22 protein-coding genes are annotated in these 22,824 nt (G+C 68.6%); 8 read left to right on the top strand and 14 right to left on the bottom strand.

Going from position 1 to position 22,824, the window contains the following annotated elements; translation table 11 throughout:
• Both VF592_RS05155 and VF592_RS05150 read left to right on the top strand, forming a co-directional pair.
• On the top strand, positions 1-762 hold a 762-nt coding region (locus VF592_RS05155; protein WP_331004544.1), incomplete at its 5' end, for a PDZ domain-containing protein.
• Between the two features lie 84 nt (positions 763-846).
• Positions 847-1,233, top strand: coding sequence for a hypothetical protein (locus VF592_RS05150; protein WP_331004543.1), 387 nt, complete (start codon positions 847-849; stop codon positions 1,231-1,233).
• Between the two features lie 10 nt (positions 1,234-1,243).
• Here the strand turns inward: VF592_RS05150 and VF592_RS05145 are convergent, their stop codons facing one another.
• From VF592_RS05145 to queF, 6 genes are all read right to left on the bottom strand, one after another.
• Positions 1,244-2,533, bottom strand: coding sequence for a homoserine dehydrogenase (locus VF592_RS05145; protein ID WP_331004542.1), 1,290 nt, complete (start codon positions 2,531-2,533; stop codon positions 1,244-1,246).
• A gap of 118 nt (positions 2,534-2,651) precedes the next feature.
• A complete protein-coding gene (locus VF592_RS05140) occupies positions 2,652-3,248 on the bottom strand; it encodes an urea carboxylase-associated family protein (protein WP_331004541.1) in 597 nt (198 codons plus the stop codon).
• The gene (gene gntA / locus VF592_RS05135; RefSeq protein WP_331004540.1) at positions 3,245-3,967 is read right to left on the bottom strand and encodes a guanitoxin biosynthesis heme-dependent pre-guanitoxin N-hydroxylase GntA; all 723 of its coding nucleotides are present in this window, start codon (positions 3,965-3,967) and stop codon (positions 3,245-3,247) included. Before gntA ends, VF592_RS05140 begins: the two co-directional genes overlap by 4 nt.
• 153 nt (positions 3,968-4,120) lie before the next feature.
• Positions 4,121-5,404 carry a glycoside hydrolase family 130 protein gene (locus VF592_RS05130; RefSeq protein WP_331004539.1) on the bottom strand — a complete coding sequence of 428 codons (1,284 nt, stop codon included), beginning with the start codon at positions 5,402-5,404 and terminating at the stop codon, positions 4,121-4,123.
• A gap of 36 nt (positions 5,405-5,440) precedes the next feature.
• Entirely contained in the window at positions 5,441-7,699 is a 2,259-nt protein-coding gene (locus VF592_RS05125; RefSeq protein WP_331004538.1) for a glycosyltransferase family 4 protein, read from the bottom strand.
• A 114-nt stretch (positions 7,700-7,813) separates the two neighbouring features.
• Positions 7,814-8,260 carry a preQ(1) synthase gene (queF, locus tag VF592_RS05120; RefSeq protein ID WP_331004537.1) on the bottom strand — a complete coding sequence of 149 codons (447 nt, stop codon included), beginning with the start codon at positions 8,258-8,260 and terminating at the stop codon, positions 7,814-7,816.
• A gap of 21 nt (positions 8,261-8,281) precedes the next feature.
• Here queF and VF592_RS05115 point away from each other — a divergent pair, with 21 nt between their 5' ends.
• The 4 genes from VF592_RS05115 to VF592_RS05100 all read left to right on the top strand — a co-directional run bounded on the left by VF592_RS05115 (position 8,282) and on the right by VF592_RS05100 (position 12,963).
• Positions 8,282-9,844 (top strand): cryptochrome/photolyase family protein, encoded by a 1,563-nt coding sequence (locus VF592_RS05115; RefSeq protein ID WP_331004536.1) that lies wholly within the window; start codon positions 8,282-8,284, stop codon positions 9,842-9,844.
• A gap of 28 nt (positions 9,845-9,872) precedes the next feature.
• Positions 9,873-10,712, top strand: a complete 840-nt coding sequence (locus VF592_RS05110; RefSeq protein ID WP_331004535.1) for a sulfurtransferase — start codon at positions 9,873-9,875, stop codon at positions 10,710-10,712.
• Positions 10,709-11,908 carry a cystathionine beta-lyase gene (gene metC, locus VF592_RS05105; RefSeq protein ID WP_331004534.1) on the top strand — a complete coding sequence of 400 codons (1,200 nt, stop codon included), beginning with the start codon at positions 10,709-10,711 and terminating at the stop codon, positions 11,906-11,908. The genes VF592_RS05110 and metC overlap by 4 nt, the downstream gene beginning before the upstream one ends.
• Before the next feature lie 161 nt (positions 11,909-12,069).
• Entirely contained in the window at positions 12,070-12,963 is an 894-nt protein-coding gene (locus VF592_RS05100) for a TorF family putative porin (RefSeq protein WP_331004533.1), read from the top strand.
• A 41-nt stretch (positions 12,964-13,004) separates the two neighbouring features.
• On the opposite strand, the gene VF592_RS05095 is transcribed toward VF592_RS05100, so the two are convergent.
• The 8 genes from VF592_RS05095 to VF592_RS05060 all read right to left on the bottom strand — a co-directional run bounded on the left by VF592_RS05095 (position 13,005) and on the right by VF592_RS05060 (position 20,115).
• The gene (locus VF592_RS05095; protein WP_331004532.1) at positions 13,005-13,454 is read right to left on the bottom strand and encodes a DUF3035 domain-containing protein; all 450 of its coding nucleotides are present in this window, start codon (positions 13,452-13,454) and stop codon (positions 13,005-13,007) included.
• Positions 13,447-13,947: a signal peptidase II gene (gene lspA / locus VF592_RS05090; protein WP_331004531.1), complete on the bottom strand. Its 501-nt coding sequence runs from the start codon at positions 13,945-13,947 to the stop codon at positions 13,447-13,449. The genes VF592_RS05095 and lspA overlap by 8 nt, the downstream gene beginning before the upstream one ends.
• Positions 13,940-16,831 (bottom strand): isoleucine--tRNA ligase, encoded by a 2,892-nt coding sequence (gene ileS, locus VF592_RS05085; protein WP_331004530.1) that lies wholly within the window; start codon positions 16,829-16,831, stop codon positions 13,940-13,942. Before ileS ends, lspA begins: the two co-directional genes overlap by 8 nt.
• Positions 16,832-17,002: 171 nt before the next feature.
• On the bottom strand, positions 17,003-17,929 hold the full coding sequence (locus VF592_RS05080; RefSeq protein WP_331004529.1) for a bifunctional riboflavin kinase/FAD synthetase: 927 nt from the start codon (positions 17,927-17,929) through the stop codon (positions 17,003-17,005).
• Between the two features lie 63 nt (positions 17,930-17,992).
• Positions 17,993-18,463 (bottom strand): dihydrofolate reductase, encoded by a 471-nt coding sequence (locus VF592_RS05075; RefSeq protein ID WP_331004528.1) that lies wholly within the window; start codon positions 18,461-18,463, stop codon positions 17,993-17,995.
• 4 nt (positions 18,464-18,467) lie between these two features.
• Complete coding sequence (locus tag VF592_RS05070) at positions 18,468-18,599, bottom strand: hypothetical protein (protein WP_331004527.1); 132 nt, start codon at positions 18,597-18,599, stop codon at positions 18,468-18,470.
• 74 nt (positions 18,600-18,673) lie between these two features.
• Complete coding sequence (locus VF592_RS05065) at positions 18,674-19,468, bottom strand: thymidylate synthase (protein WP_331004526.1); 795 nt, start codon at positions 19,466-19,468, stop codon at positions 18,674-18,676.
• Positions 19,465-20,115 (bottom strand): queuosine precursor transporter, encoded by a 651-nt coding sequence (locus tag VF592_RS05060; protein WP_331004525.1) that lies wholly within the window; start codon positions 20,113-20,115, stop codon positions 19,465-19,467. The genes VF592_RS05065 and VF592_RS05060 overlap by 4 nt, the downstream gene beginning before the upstream one ends.
• Before the next feature lie 394 nt (positions 20,116-20,509).
• Here VF592_RS05060 and VF592_RS05055 point away from each other — a divergent pair, with 394 nt between their 5' ends.
• Complete coding sequence (locus tag VF592_RS05055; protein ID WP_331004524.1) at positions 20,510-21,808, top strand: NupC/NupG family nucleoside CNT transporter; 1,299 nt, start codon at positions 20,510-20,512, stop codon at positions 21,806-21,808.
• Complete coding sequence (locus VF592_RS05050) at positions 21,805-22,665, top strand: ATP-grasp fold amidoligase family protein (protein ID WP_331004523.1); 861 nt, start codon at positions 21,805-21,807, stop codon at positions 22,663-22,665. Before VF592_RS05055 ends, VF592_RS05050 begins: the two co-directional genes overlap by 4 nt.
• Positions 22,666-22,824 lie beyond the last annotated feature (159 nt).

Raw genomic sequence — 22,824 nt, 5'->3', positions numbered from 1 at the left:
TCGGGCGGCAATATCGGCATCGGTTTTGCCATTCCCGCCGAGGAAGCCAAGCCGATCATCGACACGCTGATGAAGGGCGCGGCGGTCCGTCGCGGCTATCTGGGCGTCGGTATCCAGCCGCTCGACGACGATCTCGCGGGGGCGCTTGGTCTTCCCAAGGATCGCGGAGAGCTGATCAGCCGCGTCGAGCCGGGCGAGGCCGCGCAGCGCGCGGGGCTGCGCGCGGGCGATGTCGTGACCCGCGTCAATGGTCGCGACGTGTCGCCCGACCAGACGCTCAGTTATCTCGTTGCCGCCGCCGCGCCCGGCACGGCGGTGCGCCTCGACGTGATCCGTGACGGCAAACCGCTGACCATCAACGCGACGGCGGGAACCCGTCCGTCGCAGGAGCAGATCGCCGCGCTCAACGGCGGTCCGGGATCCGACGGCCTGCCCGAGGAGGACGGTCCCGCCCAGCGCGCGCCCGCATCCAATCCGCTGGGGCTCAGCGTCGTACCGCTCACCCCGCAGATCGCACGGTCGATCGGGGTCGATTCGACCGTCACCGGCGTCGCTATCGCCAGCGTCGATCCATCGAGCGACGCGGCGCAGAAGGTACGCCGGGGCGATGTGATCGTCTCCGTCAACCGTCAGCCCGTCCGCACCGCCGCCGAACTCAACGCGGCGGTCGCCGCCGCGCGCTCAAGCGGGCGCGAGCAGGTGCTGCTCTTTGTCCAGCGCCAGCGCGCCGGCGTGTTCACCGCCGTTCGCCTCCGCGGCTGAGCGGGGGCATCAAAGAATGGACAGGCCGCCGCCCGCATCCCGGGCGGCGGCCTTTTTCATGTCCGACCCGTTCATGGAGGCACCATGTTCCTGATCCTGCTCTTTCTGGCCCAGCAGCCCGTGCCCGAGCGCTTTTCGATCCTGATCCCGGAGGCGTGCAGCCCGGAGGCTTGGGCACGCACGGAAGCGTCGGGCGATGTGCTGGTGTGCGCCGACCCGGCCGGGAGCCAGCGACTGCCGCTGCCCGACGACGCGCTGCCCATCGGCCCGCTCGCGTCCAACCCGCATCTGACGGGCCGGGCCGCGCTCGCCGCCGAGGGGACGCCCTGCGCGGCGCTGCAGGGCGGATGCCAGGTGGGCTTCGGCCAGCCCGTCATCGCCGCGGCCGTCGGCGCGCTCGTCGATCTGGTTAAGGACGCCGCCCGGCCCCGGCCCGACAAGTCGAAACGCGTGCCGATCCCGATCGACTGACCCGCCCGGTTCAGTCCAGGATGTGCATCAGCATCGGGCGCCCCGCCAGGCTCTGCGATCCGCGCAAGCGCTCCAGCGCCTGGGCCACGCAGCGTTCCGGGCCGTCATGGGTGACGATCGCGACGAGCACGCTCCCGTCCGCCTGCACCCCGCGCTGGATCAGGCTCTCGATCGACACGCCAGCATCGCGCATCGCCGCAGCGATCTCGGCGAGCACGCCTACTCGGTCGGCGACGGTGAAGCGCAGATAAGCCCGCCCGCGCCGCTCGCCAGGCTCCGCCCGGGCGGCCCGCGTCAGCAGGTCCGTCGGCATCGACAGCGGCGGCCCGACGACACCGCGCGCGATGTCGATCAGGTCGGCGACCACCGCGCTCGCGGTCGGCCCCGCCCCGGCACCGGCGCCCTGGAACAGCAGCCGCCCGACGAAGTCGCCCTCCGCCACGACCGCATTGGTCGCGCCGGTCACATGCGCCAGCGGATGCGACACCGGCACCAGGCAGGGATGGACGCGCTGGAACAGCCCCGCAGCCCCCGCCTCCGCCATCCCCAGCAATCGCACCCGGTAACCCAGCGCCGCGGCCTCGGCGATATCGGCTCCCAGAACGTGGCGAATACCCTCCAGCGCCAGGTCGCCGAATGCGGGCAAGGTCCCGAAAGCGATCGACGCCAGGATGGCCAGCTTGTGCCCTGCATCGACCCCGTCGATGTCGAAGCTCGGATCGGCCTCGGCGAACCCTGCCGCCTGCGCTTGCGCCAGCACCTCGTAGAAGTCGCGTCCCTCTGTCTCCATCCGTGACAGGATGAAATTGCAGGTGCCGTTGAGGATGCCGTAGACCTGTGCGATGCGGTTCGCCGCCGCCCCCTCGCGCAGACCCTTGATCACCGGCACCCCGCCCGCGACCGCGGCCTCGAATTTGAGCGCGACCCCCGCCCGCTCGGCCAGCCCCGCGAGCTCGATCCCGTGATGCGCCAGCATCGCCTTGTTGGCGGTGACCAGCCCCTTGCCCGCCGCGAACGCGCCGCGCGCCAGCGCCAGCGCGGGCCCGTCCGATCCGCCGATCAACTCGACGACCACGTCGACATCGCTGCGCTCGGCCAGCGCGCTCGTGTCGTCCTCCCAGGCGAAGCGCGCTAGGTCGACCCCGCGATCCTTGTGCCGATCGCGCGCCGACACCGAAGTCACTATGATAGCCCGCCCCGCGCGCCTGGCGATCAGGTCGGCATTCCTATCGAGCAGCCGGACGACCCCGGCGCCGACGGTGCCGAGCCCGGCCAGGGCGATGCGCAGTGGTTCGGTCATCCTTCACCTTCGATCCGTCATGCCGGACTGGTTCCGGCATCCATCGCGGTGCGGAGTCGGCAGGGGGAGGGGATGCCCAACGATGAACCCCGGAACAAGTCCGGGGTGAAGAAATGGACTATGCCGGAGAATCCACCCGGTAATGGATCGGCTTGAACGTCCCGCCGTTCGAATCGGGCGCCGAGCACGCCGTCAGCCCGACGATCAGGTCGCGGGCCGCGCGGAACACGATGCTGTCCCCTGCCCTCGAGATCGGCGGCAGCACCCGCAGGCGGCCCGTCTCACTGTCCACCGGCACGTTCATGAAGCAGTTGAACGCGGTTGGAATCGCGTCCGGTTCGATTCCGTACGGCGCCAGCGCGGCGGCGAGGTTGCCGAAGCAGCCGCGATGCCGGGGCAACTGCGGATAGAAATGGTCGAACGTCGCGAACGAACAGGGCGTGAGCAGGAAGTCGTGCCGCCCGACGCTGTCCTCGACGATTTCGAGTAGTACGTTGGACCGGTTCGAATAAAGCTTGTCGCCCGTCGTCAGATAGATGCGTTCGGCATAATCGAGCGTACGCCCCGACGAGATCGCCTCACGGATATCGCCAGCGTCGAACGCCAGTAGGTCGGCCACCTGCTCGCCGCGCGGATCGATCACCGTCAGCAGGTCACCGGGCCCGAGCGTGAACGCCGTCCCGCTCCGCTCGGGAATCTCGATCGTGCCGCTCATTCGCTCTGGCCGGAACGAGACTTACCGGAATAGGCGAAGGGGCAGGCCCAATCGGCGTTGACCGCCCGGCCGCTATATTGCCGCGCTTCGCTCGCCTCGCCGTGGCGCTGGAGCATGGGGTTGCGCGATCCGGCCAGCGCCTCGTCGCGCATCATGATCTTCTCGCGCATTCCCTCATATTTCCCCTGCGCGCGCAGAATCTCGAACTGGTCGTGCAGGTTGAACACCATGGTAGGCCGGGCGAAGCGCCGTGCGGGGCGGCTCGCATTCGGATGGAGCCCGACGATGAAGAACGCTTCCCCACCGAAGCTGAGGGAGAAATGCGGGCTGTCAGGATCGGGGCTGACATTGCCGTCATAGGATTGCCCGCGCCAGACGTCCTTATCCGACAGCGATTGCGCGCGCGCCCATAACGCCTGCTCGAACGCGAACTCGTTCATGCCGCCCGGCCCCTCGAACACGACCGCGAAGCTGCGGAACAGCGCGCGGTCGCGGCGATATTCCTCGGCGAAACGCAGCAGGCCGTCATGGATGCGCAGATCGTCCCAGGCCGATTCGATGTTGTTGCACGCCAGCACCTCCAGCGTGCCCTTGGCCAGCGCCGCCTTGGCACCGACGCATGGAAACGCGGCGGCTTCGACATGGCCGTGGAGCAGACGCTCCAGATCATCCTGCGCCTGGTGGCTCCAGGGGAACATGGGGGTGGCGCGGTTGAGCATGGGACCGGAAGAACGTCAGATAGGGATGCGCGTTCCCTTGTTCCAGGATGAATCCGGGACGGATGCAAACCATGTAACCGATTGGGACGGCACGAAAGCGGCCCCTTTCACGCCGTCATTTCCGCGCGACTCGCCAGGCCCGCGCGAGTCGCCCTACATCGCGGCGAGCAGGTCCTTGATCGGTACGAACGCGAAGCCCACCGACGAATCGGCGATGCCGTATGGCATGAACAAGGTGCCCCCATGCCGGATCGCGCCGCAGGAATAGACGACGTTGGGGACATAACCCTCGCGATCCTGGTCCTTGGCGGCGAGCAGCGGCTCCTTCATGCGCCCGATCACCTTGGACGGGTCGTTCTTGTCGAGCAGGGCCGCGCCGATCGAATATTTGCGCATCGCCCCGACGCCGTGGGTGAGCAGCAGCCACCCTTCGTCCAGCTCGATCGGCGGCCCGCAATTGCCGATCTGGACCAGCTCCCAACCGAATTTGGGCTTGAGGATCATCTCCCCATCCTCCCAATGCGTCAGGTCGTCCGACCGCAGCAGGAACAGATTCTCGCCGTCCGACCGGCCGATCATCATGTACCGGCCGCCGATCTTGCGCGGGAACAGCGCCATGCCCTTGTTGCGCGCGGCTCCGCCCGTCATCGGCACCAGGTCGAACGCGCGGAAGTCGCGGGTGCGCATCAGCTCCGACTGGATGGTCGATCCGTTATAAGCGGTATAGGTGCCGATCCACTCGCGCTCGCCGTCGTCATGGGTGAACTGGACGATGCGCAGATCCTCCAGCCCCTTGGTCTGCGCCTGCGTGATCGGGAAGATGACGGTGCCCGACAGCGTCGAGTCGCGGTGGCGATGGACGACCACCGGTCCGCTCGGCAGTTCGTCGGCGTCGTGCGGGCCGTCGGTGTCGGTGGCGGTAGCGAAGGGCGGCTCGGGCGCGAAGAGCAGGTCCTTATCGTCGGTGATGATCGCCTCGCGGAACGCGACGGACGAGATATGCCCCTCGCCCACCGCGCGCAGCGACATCAGGATACGCATCGATCCCGCCTGCATCCCCGTCTGGTCGAAATGCGGCACCGCGCTGGGGTTCATCAGCGCGGCGGCGGCATAGCTGTATTCGTGGCAGAAATAAGCGCCGATCAGCTGGCGCTTCTCGTCGCTGATCGCCGAGCCGTCGAGCGTCATCAGCTCCTCGATTTCGTCGTATCGCGTCATGAACACGCGCCGGGTCTGCCAGTGCCGCGCCTCGAAGTCCTTGAGCACCGCCTCCAGCTGGTCGTGCGCCTCGACCTCGGTCATCGCCAGCACCTCGGCGACCAGCCGCTCGGTGCGGCTGGGGCCGCTGCCCTGCTTCTGCCAGGCGATGTGAAAAGGGCGCACCACGACGCGCGAGGGGTCCGCATGCAGCCTGATGCGGTGGTTGATCAGATCCATCGCGCGCCCCTGCCCCCTGAAACCGCGCCGCCCGGTTCAGGCGGCGGCGCGGGGTGCCTGTGCCACGTCTGCATCGCTCAAGGAAAGCGTTGAAATCGCGCAGTTCGCCAATTGCAGCGCCAGGATCGACTCCGCGCCCTGGTTGCGGTTGAGCCCCGTCGGCATCAATCCGTCGAAACACCCTCCGTCGCCCGTCGACGCGACCGGCAGGTCCAGGTCGTTCACGCCCAGGAACCAGCGATAGGCACGCTCCGCCTCCGCGATCCAGCGCCGATCGCCCGTCGCGGCGAAGGCGGCGCCGCACGCGTCGATCGTCGCCTGTGCCTCCAGCGGCTGCTGGTCGAAAGGCAGGGGCTCGGCATAGACGCGGCCGAAGCTCTCCGACCCCACTGCACGGAAGCGCCCCTCATGCCCGGTCTGCTTGGCCAGGATCCAGTCCAGCGTGTCGATCCCGCACGCGACCAGATCGCCCCGCCCCAGCGCCATGCCGGCGCGGATCAGCGCCTGGGGCAGGCGCGCATTGTCATAGGCCAGCACGATCTCGAACCAGCGCCATTCGGGACGCCGCGCCTTTTCCAGCAATGCCAGATGCGCGTCGGGGAAACGCTGCAATATCTCGAGCGCCAGACGGTGGCCAGGGCTCGCCTCCAGCATCGCCGCCGCGCCCAGCATCGCGAAGGCCTGGGCGCGCGGGCTGCCCAGCTCGAAGGCGAGGCTGGCGGTGGTGTCGAACATCCATACCGCCCAGTCGCGGTGCTTGCCGAATTGCGCGTCGCGCGCGGTGACGCCCAGCGCCCAGAGCGTCCGCCCGTTCGAATCCTCCGAGCCCATATCCTCGCACCAGCTCCGGTCGAAGCGCATGAAGTTGCGGAAGCGCCGGTTATCGGGATTCCAGGCATATTGGACGAAGGCGGCGTAGATCGTGGTCCAGCGATCGCGCGTCGCCGCCTCCAGATCGGGCAACTGGCTCATCAGGATCAGCGCGCGCGCATTGTCGTCTATGCAATAACCGTGTCGCCGGTCGGGGATGGAATAGATGGCGTGCTGCAACATGCCTGTCGCATCGCTCATCCGTTCCACCGCGGCGAAATCGGGGGCGAGCGGCCGTGTCGCGGGCGACACGGCGATCCGGCTAGGGTGGGCGGCAATCGCTCGCTCCACCTCGCGCATCGTCGCCTCGGCCAGCTTGGGCCAGATCATCGTCCGCCCGCGCGCATAGGCACGCGCAGACAGGGCCGCTCGCCCGGCATCGTCGGTCAGCAGGCGGTCGATTTCGCGCGCGAAGCCCTCCGCGTCGTTGAACCCGACCAGCACGCCGTGATCATCGGCCAGGATCTCGGTCGCGTGCACATAGGGGGTCGCCACCACCGGCTTGCCCACCCCCACCGCATAGGCGAGCGTTCCCGAGGTGATCTGCGCCGGGTTCAGATAGGGCGTGGCGTAGATGTCGGCCGCTTGCAGCCGGTCGAGCAACGCCTCGTACTCGACGAAGCCGTCGATCAGGTCCAGGTTGCGCTCCACTCCCAACCGGACGGCCAGCGCCTGCAATCGCTCACGATATGCCTCGCCCTCATGCGCGACCAGATTGGGGTGGGTCGATCCGAGCACGACATAGAGCATGTCGGGATGGCGTTCGACGAGCCGGGGCAGCGCCTCGATCACCGTCTCGATGCCCTTGCCCGGCGACAAGAGGCCGAAGGTCAGCACCACCTCGCGCCCCGCCCAGCCGAAAGAGGCTTTCAGCATGTCGGAATCGATAAGGGGCCGGTCGGGGACGCCGTGCGGGATGACGACGACCTGGCGCGGCGAGGCGCCGTAGACGCGCTCCAATATCTCGCGCCCGCGTTCCGCCATGACGATCACGCGCGCCGCACGTCGCAGCAGCGCCTCCATCACGCGTCGCTGGTCGGGATTGGGCTGATCGAGCACGGTATGGAGCGTGACGATCACCGGCAGCGTCGTACGGTCGAGCAGCGCGATCAGATAGTCGCCCGCCGGCCCACCATAGATGCCGAACTCATGCTGAACCATGATCGCGCGCGCGCCCGACGCCTCGATCGCGCGCGCCGCCTCGGCATAGGCGCTCGGGTCGCCCTCGGTGATGGCGGCGGTGACCGCGGCGGGATAGTCGTAGCGACCGGGATGGTCGTCCATCGCGTACACATCGACGAGCAGGTCGGGATAGCGCGCGCACAGGGCATGGTGGACGTCGGTGGTGAAGGTCGCCAGTCCGCATTGGCGCGGCAGGTAGTTGCCGATCAGCGCAATCCGCCCGACATTCGCCGACTCGCCCATACCCCTACCTTATGTTGGTCCGGCCGTCCGCGAGGTCCGGGACTGGCTTGGAACCATAACATTCATCAGGGAGAAAGGTTGCAGGAAATTGCTGCATCGCCGCAAATATCCGGGTCAGCCGCGCCCGCGATAGGACGGAACGCCTTGATCGGGCAGCCACAGATCGGCGGGCGGCGCCCCCGATTGCCAGAACACGTCGATCGGTATGCCGCCGCGCGGATACCAATAGCCCCCGATCCTGAGCCATAGGGGCCGCATCTCGGTCCATAACCGCTCGCCGATGCCGACGGTGCAATCCTCGTGGAACGCGGCATGGTCGCGGAACGACCCCAGGAACAGCTTGAGCGACTTCGATTCGACGATCGTGTCGCCCGGCGCATAGTCGATTACCAGATGCGCGAAATCGGGTTGCCCCGTCACGGGACAGAGCGAGGTGAATTCGGGCGCCGCGAACCGCACCAGATAGGCGCGGCCGGGGCGCGGATTGGGAACGTAATCCAGCGTCGCCTCTTCCGGGGAACGGGGCAGCGCGCTGGTCTGGCCTAGATGCAATGGGGTCATGGCCGCTCCATATAGGCGGCCATGCCGACCCCGCCAGCTTGCGATACGCTCATCCCCGTGCTGGGTGATCAGCTCTCCGCCGACCTGTCATCCCTGCGCGACCGTGACAAGGCGACCAGTGTCGTGCTGATGATGGAGGTGGTCGAGGAAACGACCTATGTCCGCCACCACAAGCGCAAGCTCGCCTTCATCCTGTCGGCGATGCGGCATCACGCCGAGCGGCTGCGCGGCGATGGCTGGACGGTGGACTATGTCCGCCTCGACAACCCCGACAATAGCGGCTCCTTCACAGGCGAGGTCGCCCGCGCGGTGAGCCGCCACGCCCCCGCCCGGATCGCGGTGACGGAGGCGGGCGAGTGGCGCGTGATGGCGATGCTCGACGCGTGGGAGACGCTGTTCGGCATCCCCGTCGCCATCCTCTCCGACGACCGCTTCGTCGCCACCCATGCCGAATTCGATGCCTGGGCGGAGGGACGGTCGACCTTGGTGATGGAGTTCTTCTATCGCGACATGCGCCGCCGCACCGGGCTGCTGATGGACGGCAAGAAGCCTGCCGGCGACCGCTGGAACTTCGACAAGGAGAACCGCAAGCCCGCCGTCGCCGACCTGTTCATGCCGCGCCCGCTCTCCTTTTCGCCCGACGCGATCACCCAGCAGGTGCTGGCGCTCGTCGCCGACCGTTTCCCGACCAACCCCGGCAGCCTCGACCGTTTCGATTACGCCGTCACCGCCGACCAGGCCGATGCGCAGGCCGCCAATTTCTTCGCCCACGCCCTGCCCAAATTCGGCGATTACGAGGACGCGATGCTGACGGGGGAGCGCCACCTCTGGCATTCGATCCTCTCCCCCTATCTCAACGCCGGGCTGCTCGACCCCCTCGACCTGTGCCGCCGCGCCGAGGCCGAGTACCGCGCGGGCCGCGCCCCGCTCAATTCGGTCGAAGGCTATGTCCGCCAGATCATCGGCTGGCGCGAATATATGCGCGGCATCTACTGGCGCGAGGGGCCGGACTATGTCCACCGCAACTTCTTCGCCAACACGCGCAAGCTGCCCGGCTTCTACTGGACCGGCGACACCGACATGCATTGCATGAAGGAGGCGCTGGGTCAGACGCTCGCGACCGCCCACGCCCATCATATCCAGCGGCTGATGGTCACCGGCAATTACGCGCTGCTGATCGGCGCCGATCCCTACCAGGTCCATATATGGTATCTGGAGGTCTACCTCGACGCCTATGAATGGGTGGAACTCCCCAACACATTGGGGATGAGCCAATATGGCGATGGCGGGCTGCTCGGGTCGAAGCCCTATGCCGGGTCGGGCAAATATATCGACCGCATGTCCGATTATTGCGGGCGCTGCCGCTACGACGTGTCCCGGCGCACCGGCGAGGGCGCCTGTCCCTTCAACGCGCTTTATTGGGACTTCCTGGCGCGCAACGAGGACAAATTGCGCGGGAACCGACGGCTCGCCATGCCGTATCGTACCTGGGATCGGATGGACCCGGCCGAACGCGCGGCGACACGCGTCCAGGCGGCGAACCATCTCGCGTCCCTCGACGAAGGCGGCGGGGCTGGCTACTGACACTCCGACTGGACAAGGGAGTTTGAACATGGACGCGTTGGTTTCGACCGAGTGGCTGGCCGGCGAGCTGGGGGCGAGCGATCTGCGCGTCGTCGACGCCACCTATTTCCTGCCTTCCGACGGCAAGGACGCCGCCGCCGCGTACGAGGCCGCGCACATTCCCGGCGCGGTGTTCATGGACCTGGCCGAGCTCGCCGACACCTCCACCGACCTGCCGATGATGCTTCCCACGCCGGAGAAGTTCGCCAGCCGGATGCAGTCGCTGGGTCTCGGCGACGGCAGCCGCGTCGTGCTCTACGACAGCTCGCCCTACCGCACCTCCGCGCGCGCCTGGTTCATGCTGCGGACCTTCGGGGCGCATGACGTGGCGATCCTCGACGGCGGTTTCGCCAAATGGCAGGCCGAGGGCCGCGAGACCGCGAGCGGCAAGGAACAGCTCCGCCATCGCCACTTCACCGTCTGGGCCGACAGCAAAGGCGTCCGGACGCTCGACCAGATGAAGGCGAACCTCGATACGGGCGCGGAGCAAGTGCTCGACGCGCGTTCCGCCGCGCGCTTTTCGGGCGAGGAACCCGATCCCCGCCCCGCCACCCATGCCGGCCACATCCCCGGTTCGAAGAACCTGCCCGTCGGCGAGCTCTTCAAACCCGACGGCAGCTGGAAGCGGGGCGACGCGCTCCGCGCCACGTTCGAGGGCGCGGGGATCGATCTGGCCAAGCCGCTCGTCACCACCTGCGGCTCGGGCATCACCGCCTCGGTGCTCGCCTTCGGGGCGCACCTGCTCGGCAACGAGGCGGCGGTCTATGACGGCTCCTGGTCCGAATGGGGCGCCGACCGTTCCACCCCCAAGGCCATGGGAGCCGCGTGAGCGATAACGCCGATCATCCGGCGGTCGGCGACGCGACCCGCGTCGTCACCGCCGGGCGTCGGCCCGAATGGACGGGCGGGATCGTCAACCCGCCCGTCTGGCGGGCGTCGACGATCCTCTACGACAATGTCGCCGATCTGCGCGCCGGGGTGGTCGGCGACAGCCATCACCGTCTCTTCTACGGACGCCGCGGCACGCCCACCCAGTGGTCGCTCGCCGACGCCTTATGCGAGCTGGAGCCCGGTTCGGGCGGCACCTTCCTCTACCCCTCGGGCGTCGCGGCGGTCGCCGCCGCGCTGCTGGCCGTGCTCTCGCCCGGCGACGAGCTGCTCCTCGTCGACTCGGCCTATGACCCGACCCGCGCGCTGGCCGACGGATTGCTCGGGCGCATGGGCGTCGCGACCCGTTATTATGATCCGCTGATCGGCGCGGGGATCGCCGACCTGATCGGCGATCGCACCCGCGCCGTCTTCCTCGAATCGCCCGGCAGCCTGACCTTCGAGATCCAGGACGTCCCCGCCATCGCGGCGGCGGCGCGCGCGCGCGGCTGCGTGACGCTGCTCGACAACACCTGGGCCACCCCCCTCCATTTCCGCGCGATCGAACACGGCGTCGATCTCGCGGTCCTCGCCTGCACCAAATATGTCGTCGGTCATTCGGACGCGATGCTGGGCAGCGTCACCGCCACGCTCGCGCTCTGGCCGCGCCTGCTGAGCACCAGCCGCCAGCTCGGCCAGGTGGCGAGCCCCGACGATTGCTGGCTCGCCAGCCGCGGCCTGCGCACCATGGCGATCCGCCTGAAGCAGCACGAAGCCTCCGCGCTCCGCATCGCCCGGTGGCTGGAGACCCGCCCGGAAGTCGCTGAGGTGCTCCACCCCGCCCTCCCCGCCTGCCCCGGCCACGACCTGTGGCGCCGCGACTTCACCGGCGCGTCGGGGCTCTTCTCCTTCACGCTGGACGGCGGCACCGACGCGGCGCGCGCGGCGCTAATCGACGGGCTGCGGCTGTTCGGCATCGGTTACAGCTGGGGCGGCTATGAAAGCCTGGCGCTCCCCGTCGACCCGCACCGTTATCGCAGCGTGACCAAGCGTCCCCAGGCGGGCCCGATGGTCCGCCTCCAGATCGGGCTGGAGGACCCGGACGACCTCCTCGCCGATCTCGAGGCGGGGCTGGCGAGGTTCGCCGCCGCGCGCTGACCGGCCCCGGAGCCGCACGAGAATCGGGGTTGTGCATCGCAGCAACCCCTGTCACATTCCCGCCGTCGTTCGATCCGGCGCGCGGGAAGCCTTGGCTTCTCAGACGCGCCTACCGCGCGATCATGCAGGCGGGGACCTCGTTTCATTCCGAAAGGACTACGATGCGTCTCACCACCACCGCCGCCGGCCTCGCGCTGGCCTTCGCTGCCGTGCCTGCGCTTGCCCAGGACATCCCCGCCCCGCCTGGCGTCGCCACCGACACGACGGGCGAGACCGCGCCGCCCTCGCCCATCACCGTCACCGGCTCGGTCGCGCTAGCGTCCGATTATCGCTTTCGCGGCGTGTCGCAGTCGGACGAACAGCTCGCCGTCCAGGGCGGCGTCACCGTCGCGCACGAAAGCGGCGTCTATGGCGGCTTCTGGGCATCGAACCTCGCCGGCTGGGGCACGTTCGGCGGCGCCAATATGGAGCTTGACCTGCTGGCCGGGTTCAAGTTCAAGCCCAGCGAAGCCGCGACGGTCGACGTGGGCGTGACTTGGTACATGTATCCGGGCGGGTTCAACAACACCGACTTCTTCGAACCCTATGCCAAGCTGTCGGGCACCGCCGGGCCGCTCTCGCTGACCGCGGGCGTCGCCTATGCGCCCAAGCAGCAGGCGCTCGGCAATTATTATCTCAACGGCGCGTCCGCCGCCGCCGGCGTTTATGACGACGAGGGCGACAAGAACGACAATCTGTATGTCTGGGGCGACGCCGCCGCCGGCGTGCCCGGCCTGCCGCTCACCGCCAAGGCCCACCTCGGCTATTCGAACGGCAATGGCGGCCTTGGCCCCTTCGCGACCAGCGTGGCGCCGACCGGCGAATATTGGGACTGGCTGGTGGGCGTGGACTTCACCGTCCCGAACACCCCGCTGACGCTGGGCGTCGCCTATGTCGACACCGACATCTCCCGCCGCGACGCCGCCTATCTCCAGCCCAGCTTCTCGCGCGGCCAGGACGGCACGGGACAGATCGCCGACGCGACGGTCCTGTTCAGCCTCACCGCCGCCTTCTGACCGACCTCTCCTCCCCCACCAGGGTGGAGGAGAAGATCAGGTCACCTCGGCACGGGCGTCGCGGCCGGTGCCGGGGTCGTCCCCGCGCCGGCCGCCGCGCGCGCGTCCTGGCCGTCGCCCTCCGGGGCCGCCACGATGTCGCGCGTGGTCGATCCCTTGTCGACGACGTTGGTCGTCGGATCGCCGACCGTGGAGCGGATGCCCGCATCCGCCGTTCCCGCGCCCGCCGCCTGGAGCGTCGCGGCCTCCGACGCGGACCGCTGCGCCGATCCGCCGAACAGCGCGTCGAGCGTCGCGCCGCGCGTATTGGCGTCCTGCGGGCGCGCGGCGCCGGGCTGGGGTGGGACCAGCGAATAATCGGGCGGAATCACCAGCGGCGCCTGGCGCGCGACCGCGAACTCGTCGGGCCGGTCGCGGTCGAACCCGCTCGACCCGCATCCCGCCAGCAGCAGCGCGACCGCGCCGCCCGCCATGCCCAAGAACTTACGCATTAACCTTCTCCTTTTGCTCGTCGCGCACGAACAGCGCGCGCGCGAGCAGGATGACCACGCCGATCGTAATAGCCGCGTCGGCCACGTTGAACACCAGGAAAGGACGTACGCTCCCGAAGTGCAGATCGGCGAAATCGACCACATAACCGAACCGCGCCCGGTCGAGGATGTTGCCCAGCGCCCCGCCCAGCACCAGGCCCAGCGCCATCTGGTCGACGCGGTTCTTCTCCCGCGTCATCCACACTGCGACGGCGGTCGCGATGATCGCGGTTAGCGCGACCAGCGCCCAGCGCGTCGCCGGGCTGTCGGCGGGCAACAGCCCCAACGACACCCCGACATTGGGCACGAACCGCAGGTCGAATATCGGCAACAGCTCGCGCGCATCGCCCAGCGCCCGGATGCCGAGCGGCCCCGTCACCACCCATTTGCTGAGCTGGTCGACCAGGAAGGTGACGGCGGCGACCGCGAGACCCGCGCGGGGAAGCTCACGCATGAACCACCCCCTCGCACCTTCCGCAGAGCGATCCGTCCTCCGCGACCTCGGGCAGATGCCGCCAACAGCGCCCGCATTTCAGATAAGCGGTACGCTCCACGTCGAGCGTCCCCTCCCCGACCCTGGCGACGATGAACGTCTCGGCCAGCAGGTCCGCGTCCAGCGCCATGTCGGGCACCCGCACCTCGGCCTCCAGGCTCGACCGCACCGTCTTCGCGCGGCGCAGCGGCTCGATCGCGTCGGTCACCCGCGCGCGCGTCGCCCGGACCTCCCGCCATCGCCGCGCGAGCGCGTCGTCGTCGACCGCCGGCACCTCCGGCCATTCCAGCAGGTGGACCGACCCGTCCTCGCTCGGGAAGCGCGCCTGCCACACCTCCTCGGCGGTGAAGCACAGCACCGGCGCGGCGTAGCGCACCAGCGCGTGGAACAGCAGGTCGAGCACCGTGCGATAGCTCCGCCGCTTGCACTCGTCCGGTGCGTCGCAATAGAGCGAATCCTTGCGGATATCGAAGAAGAAGGCCGACAGGTCCTCGTTTGCGAAATCTGTCAGCGCGCGCAGATAGCGGTTGAACTCATATGCCTCCGCCGCCGACCGCAGCTCGCGGTCGAGCGCGCCCAGCAGGTGGAGCACGTACCGCTCCAGCTCGGGCATGTCGGCGGGCGCGACGCGCTCGGCCTCGGTGAACCCGTCCAGCGCGCCGAGCAGGTAACGGAAGCTGTTCCTGAGCTTGCGATAGGCGTCGGACGAGGTGGCGAGCACCTCCTTGCCGATGCGCACATCCTCGAAATAATCGGTCGACGCCGCCCACATGCGCAGGATGTCCGCGCCGCTCTCGCCGATGATCTTGAGCGGATCGACGACGTTGCCGATCGACTTGGACATCTTGCGTCCCTTGTCGTCGAGGGCGAAGCCGTGCGTCAGCACCGCGCCGTACGGCGCCCGCCCGCGCGTCCCCGCGCTCTCCAGCAGCGACGACTGGAACCAGCCGCGATGCTGGTCCGACCCCTCCAGATACAGGTCCGCGCGCACGCCCTCGCCGTAGCGCTGCTCCAGCGTGAACACATAGGTGCACCCCGAATCGAACCACACGTCGAGGATGTCGGTGATGACCTCGTAATCGTCGACCCGGTAAGCGTCGCCGAGCAGCGCCTGGTGATCCGCCGTGAACCACGCATCCGCCCCGCCCGCCGCGAACGCCGCGACGATCCGCGCATTGACCGCCGGATCGTTCAGATATTCGCCCGTTTGCCGGTGGACGTAGAGCGCGATCGGCACCCCCCAGGCCCGTTGGCGCGAGATCACCCAGTCGGGCCGCTGCGCCACCATCGCGGTGATCCGGTTCTGCGCCCGCGCCGGCACCCACCGCGTCCGCTCGATCGCGTCCAGCGCGAGGTCGCGCAGGGTAGGCGCATTACTCTCCCTCTCTCCTCCGGGGAGAGGGCCGGGGAGAGGGGCTGTACCGAGCGCGGACGCCTGCGACCCGTCCTGCCCCTCTCCCCGCGAGCGGGGGGAGAGAGAAGTCTGATCCATCGGAATGAACCATTGCGGCGTCGCCCGGAACACGACCTTCGCCTTCGATCGCCACGAATGCGGATAGGAATGCGCGTAATCGTCCGACGCCGCCAGCAACGCGCCCGCCGCCCGCAGATCCGAACAGATCGGCCCTTCCGCGCTCACGAATTTCTTGTTGATGACGCTTCCCTGGCCGCCCAGCCAAGCCCAGTCCGCCCGGTACATCCCCGCCCCGTCGACCGCGAACACCGGATCGATGCCGTGCGCCTTGCACAGCAGGAAATCGTCCTCGCCGTGGTCGGGCGCCATATGGACCAGCCCCGTCCCCGCATCGGTCGTGACGAACTCGCCGGGGAGCATCGGCCGAGGCTTGGCGAAGAACCCGCCGAGATGGTGCATCGGATGGCGGACAGTCGCGCCCGCTAGTTCTACACCTCTACCAGACCATTCGATGCTGTGCTCGCTGATGCCGAGGCGACCGCAGACCTGCTCGATTAGCAGCGTGGCAACGAGGATATGGCTTACCCGCCCCCATCCAGAACCTGTTTTCGCATCGACCCGGTTAAGGTGAACTAGCGAGTACTCGATCTCCTCCCCATAGCTAAGCGCCTGATTCACCGGGATCGTCCACGGCGTCGTCGTCCAGATCACCGCGTGCGCGCCGACCAGATCGGGCGCGTTCGGCGCCTCCACGATCTCGAACGCCACGTCGATCTGTGTCGACACCACGTCCTCATATTCGACCTCGGCCTCCGCCAGCGCGGTCTTCTCGACCGGGCTCCACATCACCGGCTTCGCGCCCCGGTAGAGCTGGCCGGACTCCGCGAACTTCAGCAGCTCGCCCACGATCGCCGCCTCCGCATCGTGGTTCATGGTCAGGTACGGCTCGTCCCAGTCGCCCATCACGCCCAGCCGCTCGAACTGCGCGCGCTGCACCGCGACCCATTTCTCGGCATAGGCACGGCATTCGGCGCGGAACTGGGCGACGGGCACGTCGTCCTTGTTCAGCTTCTTCGCGCGATACGCTTCCTCGACCTTCCATTCGATCGGCAGCCCGTGACAGTCCCAGCCGGGCACGTACGGCGCGTCATGGCCCATCAGCGTGCGCGACCGCACGACGATGTCCTTCAGCACCTTGTTCATCGCATGGCCCATATGGATGTCGCCATTCGCATAGGGCGGGCCGTCATGGAGGATGAACCGCTCGCGCCCCGCGCGTTCCTCACGCAGCCGCGCGTACAGCCCCGTGCGCGCCCAGCGCTCCAGGATCGCGGGCTCCTTGGCGGCCAGCCCCGCCTTCATCGGAAAATCGGTCTTCGGCAGGAAGACGGTGTCGCGATAGTCGCGCGCGGTTTCGGGTGCGTCGGTCATGGGTGCGCAGGCGTCTAGCCGCGTGTGCCCGATGACACAAACCTGCCCGTTCGCCCTGAGTAGGGGCTGAGCTTGTCGAAGACCCGTATCGAAGGGCAGCTCCCGCCCCCGGTCCTTCGATACGCCGCTTCGACTACGCTCAGCGGCTACTCAGGACGAACGGAAATAGGGTCACGGGCGCAGGATCGCGCGCGCCGCCCGGCAATCCGCGTCCATTTGGGCGACCATCGCGTCCAGCCCGTCGAACCGCCCCTCGGGCCGAAGAAAGGCGTGGAGCTCCACCTCGACCATCTGCCCGTACAGATCCGCCGCGAAGTCGAAGAAATAGGCCTCCAGCAGCTCCTTGGGCGGGTCGAACATCGGCCGGACCCCCAGATTCGCCGCCCCGTCGAGCACGCGCCCATCCGCCAGCCGCCCGCGCACCGCATAGATGCCGTAAGCGGGCCGGAGATACCGGCCCAGGTCGATGTTCGCGGTCGGATAGCCGATCGTCCGCCCCACCTTGTCGCCATGCGCGACCGCGCCCTCGACCGCGAAGGGCCGCGTCAGCAGCCCCGCCGCGATCTCGGGCCGGCCGCCTTTCAGCGCGTCGCGGATGCGGCTCGACGATACCGGCGCCCCGTCGAGCAGCACCGGCCCCACCGTCTCGACCGCGAAGCCCGCCGCCGCGCCCAGCGCGCGCAGCACGTCGACATTCCCCGACCGCTTGGCCCCGAAAGTGAAATCCTCCCCCGTTACCACCCCGGCGACCCGGAGCCCCCCGACCAGCCGCTCGTCCACGAACGCCCCCGCATCGAGCGAGGCGAGCGCGTCGTCGAAGCGGAACACCACCATCGCGTCCGCCCCCGCCGCGGCGAACAAGCGCTCGCGCTGGTCGAGCGTGGTCAGGCGAAAGGGCGGCGCATCCGGCTGGAAATACCGTCGGGGATGCGGATCGAAGGTCGCGACCAGCGCCGGCCGCCCCTCGCCCCGCGCGCGCGCCACCGCCCGCCCGACCACCGCCTGGTGCCCAAGATGAAAGCCGTCGAAATTGCCGAGCGCGACGATCCCGCCCGCGAGATGGGCCGGGACAGCCAGCCCCCCGTCCAGGCGCTGCATGGGGCGGGTATAAAAGCTACCTTCCTCCCTGTCTCCCCTCCCTGGAAAGGGAGAGGAGACAGGTCACCGCACCAACGTCACGAAACTATGCGCCGGCCGCTCCCCCTCCGCGGCATGATCCTCCCGCGCCACCTCGCGCCACCCGTCGAACCCCGGCATCACGGTGTCGCCCTCGGGCGCGGCGTGAACCTTGGTCAGTTCCACGCGCGTCGCGCGGGGCAGGAAGAGCGCGAATATCTCCGCCCCGCCGATCACCGACGCGTCGCCCCCCACCAGCGCCAGCGCGTCCTCGACCGAATGCGCCACCTCCGCGCCCGCGGCCGCCCAACCCCGGTCGCGCGTCAGCACGATGTGGCGCCGTCCGGGCAAAGGCGCGGGGAAACTCTCGAAGGTCCGCCGCCCCATGATCATCGGGCGTCCCATCGTCAGCGCCTTGAACCGCCTCAGGTCCGCCGGCAGCCGCCAGGGCAGCCCGCCGTCCCGCCCGATCACGCCATTGTCGGCGCGCGCGACATGGAAGACGATCTCGCCCAACGCCTCAGACCGCCGCCGTCGCGCTCGGCACGGCGGCGATCCGCAGGCCGCGCTCGTCCAGGGTCGTCCGCTCGGCCAGCCCCATCAGCATCGCCGCCAGCACCGCCGTCACGATCAGCCGCATCACGTCCTCCATCACGCTCGCTCCCGTCCAGTTCGTTACGGAAACAAGTGTAGTCGACGCGCTGAACGCTTCCTGAACCGGCGCGGTCAGACCGCCACCGCCGCCTTGATATGCGGCTGCGCCTCATAACCGTGGAGCACGAAATCCTCCAAGGCATAGCCGTCGATCGCGTCGGGGCGGCGCGCGATCTCCAGCCGCGGCAGCGGCCCCGGCTCCCGCCCCAGCTGGAGCCGCGCCTGGTCGAGATGGTTCAGGTACAGGTGGCAATCGCCGCCCGTCCACACGAATTCCCCCACCTCCAGCCCGCATTGCTGCGCCAGCATATGCGCCAGCAGCGCATAGGAGGCGATGTTGAACGGCACCCCCAGGAATATGTCCGCCGACCGCTGATAAAGCTGCATCGACAGCCGGCCGTTGGCGACATGCGTCTGGAACAGGCAATGGCAGGGCGACAGCGCCATCGCGCCCAGCTCGCCGGGGTTCCACGCCGTCACGATCTGCCGCCGCGACGCCGGATCGCGCCGGATCAGCGCGACCAGCTCGGCGATCTGGTCGACATGGCGCCCGTCGGCGGTCTCCCAGTCGCGCCATTGCTTGCCGTAAACGGGGCCCAGATCGCCGTTCGCGTCGGCCCATTCGTCCCAGATCGCGACGCGGTTCTCCTGCAGCCATCGCACATTGGTGTCGCCGCGCAGAAACCATAGAAGCTCGACGATGATCGATCGCAGGTGCAGCTTCTTGGTCGTCAGCACCGGAAAGCCGGCGGACAGGTCGAAGCGCATCTGGTGGCCGAACACCGACAGCGTTCCCACCCCGGTCCGGTCGGCGGTCTCGACTCCGTGGTCGAGCACGCGGGCCATCAGGTCCAGATATTGCCTCACGCCCGGTCCGGCCCCCGGTCCAGCCTGCGCCCCAGCGCCACGAACAGATAGATGAGCGGCGGCACCAGCAGCGCCGACAGCACCACCTTGGCCAGCATCTGCCCCAGCAGGAGCTGGCCGATCGGAAACACCCCGTAGAACGCGATCGACACGAACAGCAGCGTGTCGACGATCTGGCTCAGCACGCTCGCCACCCCCGCGCGCAGCCACAGCAAACGCCCGCCCTCGCGGCCCTTGAGCGCGGAGAAGATCGTGACGTTCAACGTCTGCGATATGCCATAGGCGACGATGCCCCCCGCCCAGATGCGCGGCGTTCCGCTCATCATCAGCGCGAACGCGTCCGCCCGCGCCGGGTCCATGTCGGGCGCGGCCGGCACCGCCAGCACCACCACCGACAACAGGATCGACACGATCAGCGGCACGAAACCGATCCGCACCAGCCGGTTGGCGACGGTCGACCCGTGCAGCTCGGCCACCGCGCTCGACACCACGACGAGCAGCAGGAATGCGAAGATCCCCGCCTCCACGGCGAGCGGCCCCAGCGCGACCTGCTTGTTCCCCAGCACCCCCGCGATGCACACCATTCCCCCGTAGAAGATCGAGAAGGCGAAAAGGGACGGGGGGATGGATGGAGATTCGGCGTGCATCGCAGATTGCTAGCGGAGGCGCCGCGGCGGCGGAAGGTGGTTCACGCGACGGCACGGAGACGCGGAGGAGGCCGGCCCGCCGCGTAAGCGGCTTTTCATGATCGTGCCTGTCCGTCGATGCCTGCCGCTGGCGCGGCGGCCGTCGGATCGCGAGCGGCACTTCTTCTCCGCGCCTCCGCGCCTCCGCGTGAATCCCCTTCTTTTCCTTTGCGCCATCGCTTGAACCGATCCGCCCGGAAATGCCCCTTCGAAGGGACTGTCCTACACGCGTGCGCTCCGCCATAACGGCCACGCCGCGCTCCGTCGGATGCGCCGATCGAGCAACGATGTTTCAGGGCGGGGTAAGTTCATTGCGCGTTTCGTGTAAAGGTCGTCAAAGTCGGGCCGCGACCCGGTGACCCGCTTACTGATCGGCGTGGCCGGCATCGCCGTGATCCTCGCGCTGGCCTTTCTCCTGTCCACCGATCGCCGCGCGATCTCCCTGCGCGTCGTCGGCGCGGCCTTCGCGCTTCAGGTCGCGATCGCGGTGCTCGTGCTCTACGTCCCCTGGGGCGTGACTGCGCTGTCGACCGCCTCGGCGGGGGTCTCGGCGCTGCTCGGCTATGCCAAGGCCGGGACCGATTTCCTGTTCGGTCCGCTCGCCTCGCCCGCCATCGGCGGCAACAGCTTCGCCATCGCCGCGCTCCCCGTCATCATCTTCTTCGCCAGCCTGGTGTCGATCCTCTATCATCTGGGCATCATGCAGTTCGTGGTACGCTGGATCGGCGGCGCGATCGAACGCGTGATCGGCGTCTCCAAGGTCGAATCGCTCTGCGCGGCCGCCAACATCTTCGTCGGGCAGAGCGAATCGCCGCTCGTCATCCGCCCCTATCTGGCGGGGCTCACCCCGCCCCAGCTCTTCACCGTCATGACCAGCGGCATGGCGGGCGTGGCGGGGACGATTCTCGCCGCCTATGCATCCATGGGCATCCGCATCGAGTATCTGCTGGCGGCCAGCTTCATGGCCGCGCCCGGCGGGATATTGATGGCGAAGATAATCATGCCTGATCGGCCGACCGGCGGCGTCGGCGAAGCCGGCGCGGTCGGTTCGACGTCGTCGCGTATGGCCGGCGCAGCCGGTCCGACGGCACGGGACGCGACCGTCGTCCTGCCCGACGCCGTGCTCGACGAGGAAAAGCCCGCCAATATCATCATGGCCGCCGCGCAAGGCGCGCAGACCGGGGTGAAGCTTGCGGTCGCGGTCGGCGCGATGGTGCTCGCCTTTGTCGCCTTGGTCGCGCTCGCCAACGGGCTGCTGGGCGCGGTCGGCGGGCTGTTCGGCTATCCCCAGCTCAGCTTCCAGGGGCTGCTCGGCTATGTCTTCGCGCCGGTCATGTTCCTCCTCAACGTCCCCTGGAACGAGGCGGGGATCGCTGGCGGCCTGTTCGGGCAGAAGATCGTGCTGAACGAGTTCGTGGCCTATATCTCGCTCGGCGCCCAGGCGGGGCAGCTCTCCCCCCGCACGGTCGCGGTCATCACCTTTGCGCTGTGCGGCTTCGCCAATTTCTCCTCCATCGCCATCCAGATGGCGGTGACGGGCGGGCTGGCGCCCAATCAGCGGCCCACCATCGCCCGGCTCGGCCTGCGCGCGCTCGCGGCCGGGTCGCTCGCCAACCTGATGTCGGCCGCGCTCGCGGGACTGCTGATCGCGTGAGCACGCGTCCGTTCGACGCCGCGCGGTCGCCGGGCGCCGCGATCGACCCGGCACGCGCGCTGGAACGGCTGCGCGTCCGGCTCTGCTATATCTGGCGCCACCGCCGGCTGCCCGACCTGAACGACCCGACCCTGTTCACCGAGCTGGTCCAGCATCGCAAGCTCCACGACCGCGATCTGCGCATGCCCCCGCTCGCCGACAAGGTACGCGCCAAGGCGCTGGTCGCCGACCGGCTCGGCGACCATTGGATAACCCCCACTTTGTGGTCGGGAACGGTGCTGCCCGACGAGGCGCCCTGGCCGCGCCCCTTCGTGCTCAAGTCGCGCCATGGCTGCAAGCAGGTGCGCGTCGTGCGGGACGGCGACGACTGGGCGACGATCCGCGAGGAGGCGCATCGCTGGATGCGGCGACCCTATGGGTTGTGGCTCGACGAATGGCTCTACACCCGCATCCCGCTCGGGCTGCTGGTCGAGGCATTCGCGGGCCCCGGCCCGGCGCTGCCCGTCGACTACAAGCTCTTCGCGTTCGGCGGGCGGGTCGAATATGTTCAGGTCCATCTCGACCGGGCGGGCGATCACCGTTGGATCGTGTTCGACCGCGACTGGCGCCGCGTCTCCACCCGGACCGCCGACGCCGATCCGCCCTGCCCCGCCTCGCTCTCCTCGATGATCGCCGCCGCCGAGTCGCTGAGCACCGGTTTCGATTTCGTCCGGGTCGATCTCTACGACCTGCCGGGTGGCCCGCGTTTCGGCGAGATGACCTTCTATCCCGGCTCGGGGCTCGACCGGTTCGATCCGCCCGCGCTCGACAGCGAGATGGGCGCGCGCTGGCTGCGGGCGCGGACCTTGACTTTCTAGCGGTTCCGGGGCATATCGCTGCCCATCGAGGCGTAATGCAGCGTGATCGGACGAGTTCGCTTGTCCAGGCTCCGCCTCGGTCGTTGCTTCAGGCTTCCCAAATCACGCGGGGCGTCACCAACCCCCGCCGCCCGTGCGTCCGACGCATGACGGCCGTTC

The organism is Sphingomonas sp., from assembly GCF_036388435.1.
Taxonomy (GTDB): Bacteria; Pseudomonadota; Alphaproteobacteria; order Sphingomonadales; family Sphingomonadaceae; genus Sphingomonas.
This window is presented reverse-complemented; position numbering and strand designations above follow the sequence as displayed.